Origin of the sequence: Gordonia desulfuricans NBRC 100010, from assembly GCF_001485495.1 — a bacterium.
Lineage (GTDB): Bacteria > Actinomycetota > Actinomycetes > Mycobacteriales > Mycobacteriaceae > Gordonia > Gordonia desulfuricans.
Genome location: NZ_BCNF01000196.1, coordinates 1 through 5,426, shown reverse-complemented (window position 1 = coordinate 5,426; position 5,426 = coordinate 1). Strand labels below are relative to the sequence as shown.

Here is a 5,426-nt window from a genome sequence, read left to right as displayed (position 1 = left end):
GGACTCGATGGCGTACGGGCGGGTCCGCTTCGGTCGCCTCCGGCAAGTCCTACAAGATCACCGGCACCTTGGTTTAGGGCATCGACTCCGAGCACGCCAAGAAGATCCGCTACGAGGGCCCCAAGGGCGTCAGGCGCAGATCCAGGGCGACGAGCTGCGTGTCTCGAGCAAGAAGCGCGACGACCTGCAGGCTGTGATCGCACTGCTCAAGGGCGAGGACTTCGGCATCGCGCGGCAGTTCGTCAACTACCGCTAGAAGCGCCCGCGACACACCCACGAGAGCCCGTGGGCACCACACGTCAGTGCGAATGCACACGGACTCTCGTGCGCTGTGCGCCTCGGCCCCTCGGGCTACACGGAGACACCTGTGCCAGCGGCGACCAGTAGGTGCGCCAGCACCTCCCGCTGCACCTTGGCCCCTCCGAGTACCGTGGGCAGCTCATCGACGATGATGACCTGCTTCGGACGCTCATACTCGGGAGCGTCGGCCGCGAGCTCGAGAATCGAGACACGCACCGCCTCGCGATCGTCTGTTTCCTCTTTGAGGACGACTGCGGCAATGACCTGCGCCGGTCCGTCGACTTCGGTACGCACTCCGGTCACACCACAGTGCGCCACCGATCCGTGAGCGAGGATTCGAGCCTCGACCACATGCGGGTAAACCACGCCTACCTCGGTCTGGATCATGTCCTTTGCACGATCGAGATAGTGGACACGACCATCCGCGTCCATCGACCCGACATCACCAGCACGGAACCACCCGCCCGGGAAGAATGCTGCAGAGGTCTTCTCCGGCAGGCCCCAGTAGCCGGCCGCCGCCATCGGTGTGCGGACCACGATCTCGCCAACCTCGCCGGGCCCCAATGGCTCACCGTCGACGGAGACCACGCGAACCTCGGTGAACGACGACGACGGACGGCCGATGCTCCCCCAAGTATCCTCGGAATCGAGGTCATCGAACAGTAGCCGAGTTACCGGCGCCCCCTGTTCGGAAGAGCCGTATCCATGGCACCAGCAGTCACCCAGAAGCCGCGACACCCGTTGCAGCAATTCTGCGGTGGCAAAGAAGATGACAAGTTTGCGGAGGTTAGGAAGCGTGATCTCGTCCCGCTCGATGAGATCGAGTACAGGCTCAAGCATCGGTGCGGGAATCAACATACCCGTGACCCGATGATCGATCATCTGTTGCAACAGGACGGCGGGATCGAAGACGGAATCGTCGGCCACGACACTCAGCGCACCACGTAGCAGGTACGGCATCAAAGTCTGGAAGCCTGTCGCCCACTGTAAGGCGTGGAAGTGAAGGTTGACATCGTCTGGTCCCACCGCGGCCGAACCTCGGCCGAATGAATCCAGGTGCTCGATATTGTTCTCGATCACTCCTCGCCATGACCGATGGGTATGGATCCACGGCTTGGGATGCCCCGTGGTCCCGGTTGTCAGCTGAAGAAAGCAGGGCTCGTCTTCTTCGACATCCAGGCATGGGTTCGCCACATCCCCCTTTCCGATCACGCTGCTGTAGGGAACGGCCCACTCTGGACAGGATTCGCCGATGCACACATAGCGTTCAACTGTCGCCAGTTCTTCTCGTGCTGCAGCGACCTCACTGGCAAAGGCCTCATGGAAGACCAGTGTCGACGCACCCACCTCATTGAGAGTCTTTACGTGCGTGGATATCTCGAAGTGCGAGTGCAACACCACTCGAACCAGCCCGAACCGCTCCAACCCGAGCCAGACCTCGACGACCTCAATTCTGTTGTGTGACAGAACACCAACCCGATCGCCGCGCTTGACTCCTGATGCCATCAAACCAGAGCCCGCTGAGTTCGCTCGATCCTGTAGCTGTCGGTACGTTCGACGACTACCCAACGTATCGATGACTGCCAGCCGGTCACCAAAACGTGCCGCAGCCCGTGTAAATGCTGATCCTGCTTCAATTCTCATGATTATCCTTGAATACTCTTGATCACGCCATGACAGATTGGGGATAGTCGGTGTAACCGCGCGGGCCACCGAAGTAGAAGGTTGATCTTTCGGGTTCATTCAAATCACTGCCTCGCCGCAACCGCTCGACAAGGTCGGGGTTGGCTATGAATGCCCGCCCGAACGACACGAGATCAGCACTGCCGCTGGCCAGCATGTTGGCGGCCGACTCCCGGTCATGGCCATTGCTGGAGATGTAGGCGCCACCAAACAGCTCGCGCAGCCGGACATAGTCGAGCTGACCGAACTCTCGAGATCCGCCCAGTTGACCCTCTATGACGTCGATGAAACCGATCCCACGTCGCCCCAACTCGGTGACGACATACTCGAACAGAGATTGCGGGTCACTGTCAGTCATGTCATTGTGGGTGCTAACCGGCGCGATCCTCATGCCCACACGACTAGCCGGGAACTCCCGCGTCACCGCATCGACGATCTCCAACGCCAGCCGTGCACGATTCTCGATCGCGCCGCCATAGCGATCTGTACGCGAGTTACTGCCATCATGGAGGAACTGGTCGATCAGGTATCCGTTCGATCCGTGTATTTCGACACCGTCGAACCCGGCCAATCGTGCATTACGGGCTGCGCCACCAAAGTCTTCGACAATAGCCCCGATCTCTGCGGTGGTCAGCTCGCGCGGCAGATGCGGTCGAGTCGAACCGTGCGGCAGATAGACTTTCGCATCCGCTTGGATGGGCGATGGTCCAACCGGCGCCGAATATCCATCGAGAAACATCGGATGCGACATCCGACCGACGTGCCATAGCTGAGACATGATCCTGCCACCACTGTCATGGACACGATCGACGACGGTACGCCATGCATTAACTTGCCTATCGGAGTAGATTCCCGGTGTCGACACATACCCACGGCCCCCAGCAGAAACGACCACGCCTTCGGTTATGAGTAGCCCCGCCGACGCTCTCTGTGAATAGTGTTCAGCGACAATATCTCTCGGAGCATCTTCACCGGGTACCACACGGTTCCTCGTCAGCGGCGACATTACGATCCGGTTCGGAAGTTGTAGATCACCGAGCTCAAAGGAGTCGAAGAGACCGACGCCGGTCACTGCGACACCTTCGCCACAGCCCGAATCTCGATCTGCTGCTCCGGCAAGAAGAGACTGGTCACGCCGACCGCAGTAGCCGTCGGGCGATCCTCACCCACGAACGCAGCGAGTTGCGGCGCAATCTCGGTGTACTTGGATCCAATCTCCGTAGTTCCCGTCAAATACACTGTAATGTCGAGAATCTCTCGCGCCGAACTTCCCACGCTCTCAAGCGATCCCGCGAGAACCTTGAGAACGTACTCGCATTGTGAGCCAAGGTCTCCAGCGCCGACAATTGCAAACTCCGGCCCCTGGATCGGTGCGACTCCGCTCACGAAGACCAGCCCATCCGAGATGACGACCGAGCTGAAGCCAAGATCGGCCATGGCAGCGGCGGGAATGTAGTCGAGCGTCCCGAGATCGGGCATATGCCTGGTGGTCATCAAATTCTCCTACAACGATTCTGGGGGGTGTAGACCTCGTCTACCTACGCAGCAAACTCGATAGTTGCTGCAAGGCTGAGCATTTGCTCGATATCGAGACTCGCACCGCGACGTTTCATTCGTGTTTCCGATTGTTTCGGAGTCATGAAACGCGTTGCGCAAGTGGATATTACTTGACCGAGAATGACATTTCATTGACCAGAATCGCCACGTCGATCATCTCAACGACGACGTAGTCACCCACTCCGAGCGAGATGACGGAGAGTCACATGTCCATGGCCATGAGAAAGTCCCCAGTGGTGGCCAGGTCGAGGTCCCCGCTGGTGGCCAGATAAAAGTCCCCACCCTGTGTTCGTCGTGTCGACCCGGAACTGAGGGCCCAGGCGATGACGGTGAAGGTGCCAACCGATCACTGTCACCGCCTGGGAGTTCCATTGAAGTCTGCGAAGGACCGTATGGACATCATTTCTGCTTACCGAGAACTCGGAAGCTATCGCGCCGCCGCCGAGGTGTGCGGCACCACCCACAAGACCGTCAAGCGTGTGGTCGACCGGTTCGAGGCCGACGATCAACCACCCGATCGCAAGGTACGGGCCCGCAACTACGACACCGTTGCCGAGCTGGTCGCTGAGCGAGTCGAGCGGTCGCGCGGCCGGATCACCGCGAAACGTCTGCTACCGGTAGCGCGAGCGGCGGGTTATGCAGGCTCGGCCCGCAACTTCCGTCGTCTCGTCGCTCAGGAGAAAGCACAGTGGCGCCGTGACCATCATCGTGGGCGTCGCCCGGCAGTGTGGGCTCCGGGTGACTACCTGGTCATCGATTGGGCCGTGATCGGCGGGCTACACATGTTCTGCGCGGTGTTGGCGTTCTCACGCTGGCGGTTCGTTCGGTTCGCCACCAACGAAACATCCACCACCACACTCGGATTCATCGCCGAGGCGTTGGAAGAGATCGGTGGAGTACCCAACAAGGTACTCGCTGATCGGATGGGCTGCCTCAAAGGTGGGGTCGTCGCCAACGTCGTCGTACCGACCCCCTCGTATGTGCGGTTTGCCACCCACTACGGGTTCGCCCCGGATTTCTGTCACGGCGCCGATCCGGAATCGAAAGGGATCGTGGAAAACCTGTGCGGGTACGCGCAGTCGGATCTGGCGCAACCGTTGTGGACCGAAGCCAAGATCGCCGCTGGTCGTGACGACGTGCAGCTGGATGTGCACGCAGCGAACCGGGCCGCGCGGGACTGGTGTGTCGAGGTCAACACCCGCCGCCACAGCGACACACTGTGCGTGCCTGCTGAGCAACTCGAGGTGGAACGAGAAGTGTTGTCGAAGTTGCCGTCTCTGCGGGCCCAAGTCGGTCCACCGCCGGTCGCACGTAAGGTCGATCGCCTCTCGTGTATCCGGTACGCCTCGGCCCGCTACTCGGTACCCAACCGGCTCATCGGCACCACCGTGACCCTCATCCAGGACGGTGAGCGGCTCCTGATCGCCGAACCCGCCTCCGGTGAGATGGTTGCCGAACATCTGCTGGCCGCACCCGGAGAGGTCGTCCTCAACGACGACCACTACGGGGGGCCACGCACACCGCCCAGTCGTGCACCACGACCCAAAACTGCGGTGGAGAAACAGTTCTGCGCTCTCGGTGAGGTTGCTGAGCAGTTCCTGGTCGGTGCCGCGGCGATCGGCAACACCCGCCTGGGCGGTGAACTCGATGACATCCTCGGCCTGGTCACCTCCCACGGCCATCAACAGGTGCTCACCGCTCTGACCAGGGCGGTGGCGTTCCGACGGTTCAAGGCCGCCGATGTGCGTTCGATCCTCGATGCCGGAGCCGGCACCCCCAACCCGCGACCGGCCGGCACAGCACTGCTCGGGCATCTGCCTACCGCGCCCACCCGCTCGCTGGATGCCTACAAGCTCGGCGCCGGCGACAAGGAGGTGAATCGCCCC

General features: G+C 61.0%; 4 protein-coding genes and 1 pseudogene. 2 read left to right on the top strand and 3 right to left on the bottom strand.

The genetic code is table 11. From position 1 onward, the window contains the following. A pseudogene (locus GD1_RS23690) lies at positions 1 to 256 on the top strand (nucleotide-binding YajQ family protein); the annotation flags it as partial. A 95-nt stretch (positions 257 to 351) separates the two neighbouring features. On the opposite strand, the gene GD1_RS24540 reads toward GD1_RS23690, so the two are convergent. From GD1_RS24540 to GD1_RS23675, 3 genes are read right to left on the bottom strand one after another with little or no spacing between them, the layout of a single operon-like run. After that, complete coding sequence (locus GD1_RS24540; RefSeq protein WP_162128930.1) at positions 352 to 1,944, bottom strand: class I adenylate-forming enzyme family protein; 1,593 nt, start codon at positions 1,942 to 1,944, stop codon at positions 352 to 354. A 22-nt stretch (positions 1,945 to 1,966) separates the two neighbouring features. Next, on the bottom strand, positions 1,967 to 3,055 hold the full coding sequence (locus tag GD1_RS23680) for an alkene reductase (protein WP_059039971.1): 1,089 nt from the start codon (positions 3,053 to 3,055) through the stop codon (positions 1,967 to 1,969). Beyond that, positions 3,052 to 3,477 carry a RidA family protein gene (locus GD1_RS23675; protein WP_059039970.1) on the bottom strand — a complete coding sequence of 142 codons (426 nt, stop codon included), beginning with the start codon at positions 3,475 to 3,477 and terminating at the stop codon, positions 3,052 to 3,054. Before GD1_RS23675 ends, GD1_RS23680 begins: the two co-directional genes overlap by 4 nt. 434 nt (positions 3,478 to 3,911) lie before the next feature. Between GD1_RS23675 and istA the strand changes: the two genes are divergently transcribed. Next, the coding region (gene istA, locus GD1_RS23670; protein WP_157079608.1) for an IS21 family transposase at positions 3,912 to 5,426 on the top strand (1,515 nt) is incomplete at its 3' end.